This window comes from Burkholderia sp. DN3021, assembly GCF_049805555.1.
Classification (GTDB): domain Bacteria; phylum Pseudomonadota; class Gammaproteobacteria; order Burkholderiales; family Burkholderiaceae; genus Burkholderia; species Burkholderia pyrrocinia_C.
The window spans coordinates 1-1,396 of the sequence record NZ_JBNCAB010000225.1; the positions used below are offsets into that span (position 1 = coordinate 1).

The window sequence follows — 1,396 nt, forward strand, 5'->3', positions numbered from 1 at the left end:
CTCGAACTAGCCAAGGAGAAACTCATCCCCCATTGATGGCTCGTTCTTTGTAGGCCCGACTACCTGTCAGATCGAGTCCCGGCTAATACAGATTGACATCATGGTCCATGGCCGCCCGGGCGATCGATACCCCCGGCTTCAGGCAAAACTCGACCAGCTCGCGCACGGCCTCTTCATCAAATTCCCGCCGGCCATCCCGTCGGCGGCCAACCACCAGTCTGCTTCGAAGGTCCTGTTTCTCTGTCATCACGGTCTGAGTGCATGTGTCCACGCGGACACTTAGCTTCTGACCTTCTGCCTACCATTGGTAGGGCGTCGTTTATTGACGGCTTACGTTGAATCGGTCATAGGACGTTAGTTCCGTTATCGTCTCATGACCTCAGCACACTAAAAATCTGACAGGCCCGATCAATGGCCCTTTCTACTCGACCTCACGCTACCGCGCAACTACCCCTGCCGAACAAAGCCTGGGTGTGGCAGCCTTCTGCATCGGTTCATCTGGCACTATGAGAAACGGGCTGACACACTGCGGATTGGCTAGCACATAGTCCGCAAGACGTCCCCTCAAGGCACGAATGACCTCCGAGTCCGAGGCATCGTCAGGAAGGCCAAACTGCCCCTTCATCACGCCAGCGTCTGCGCCGAGCGAGGCCAGTACCGCATGGTAAAAACAGTCTCCATCAGCTGGGACCGGAATCTCACGGTCACCCATCACCGCACTGTAATGCGCGTTCCGCAACACCACCTTCACCGGCGCACAACCGGGCAGACTTTCTCCGAATGATGCCAGCTCGGTATCGGTCCGTCCGTCCCGAATCGTCAGCACGCGCCCCTTCGGCCATACCGATAACTCCGGCAACAGGCTCGACGCCAAGTCCCCGCCCTCGTTGGCCCACAATCCCATCGTCCGAATCTGTTCCGCAAGCGTGCGTACGTTGTCCGGTACTGCATCCTGCCGACTCGGCATCGTGGATGCGGATCGCACTGTGTTCGGGGGCAGCGAGAATAACTCGCGCCCTGATCGGTCCGGGGTATCAGGTACCATCCAGTGCTTGATCAACGGCGAGCGCTGCTCCCCGCGATCAAGTCTACCGAGAGCGGCTTCATAGGCGTCGCGGACCGCTTGTGGCGTGCCGTGCACGGGCTTCGGCCGCGTCGCGAAATATTCGTCGAGCGCTTGTTTCAGATCAAGCAGCACGTCTTTGTTTGCATCGTTTTCGAGCGCGCTGCTCAGATCCTGGACTCGGGTGGCCAATTCGTCTCCAATGCCGTATTGCTTCAATGCGGCGATCGTCTCGCTGGCGCTACCTACGGACACCAGCCTCTTGATTTCCTCCAGTGCCGACTGGGTAAAGTCGCTGCCTCTCCGGTGCCGAAGCTGGATCACTTCGTCGAT

General features: G+C 58.7%; 1 protein-coding gene and 1 pseudogene. Both read right to left on the minus strand.

Features of this window, described 5'->3' with window-relative positions:
- Positions 1-91 precede the first annotated feature (91 nt).
- Positions 92-247 (minus strand): annotated as a pseudogene (locus tag ACPUER_RS36695) (IS66 family insertion sequence element accessory protein TnpB); the annotation flags it as partial.
- Positions 248-436: 189 nt separating this feature from the next.
- A partial coding sequence (locus ACPUER_RS36700; protein WP_425133573.1) for an OTU domain-containing protein occupies positions 437-1,396 on the minus strand: 960 nt, incomplete at its 5' end.